A 236-nucleotide genomic window follows, 5' to 3' on the forward strand; every position below is an offset into this window, starting at 1 on the left:
ATGCTGGGCTTAACCGAAGCTTCAAGGCTTATCGCAATATCTGCGTAAGCATAATGGCCCTCATTATCCGTCACCGCATAAGTTAAGGTTTCATCACCAAAACTAATATTATTAGGTGTGTAAGTAAATTGGGTGGTATCCGTAATCAAGTTCACGCTACCCAGTTTGGCGCCTACAACACCACTAATCACGAAATCCCGGCCTGACTCATTGCTGACAAAGCTTGCCACATCAAT

At 44.1% G+C, this 236-nt stretch carries 1 protein-coding gene; it reads right to left on the bottom strand.

What is annotated here, in order from left to right:
• The coding region (locus AB4298_RS21340; protein ID WP_371988344.1) for an Ig-like domain-containing protein at positions 1 to 236 on the bottom strand (236 nt) is incomplete at both ends.

The organism is Shewanella sp. 10N.261.52.F9 (assembly GCF_041471165.1).
Taxonomy (GTDB): domain Bacteria; phylum Pseudomonadota; class Gammaproteobacteria; order Enterobacterales; family Shewanellaceae; genus Shewanella; species Shewanella marinintestina.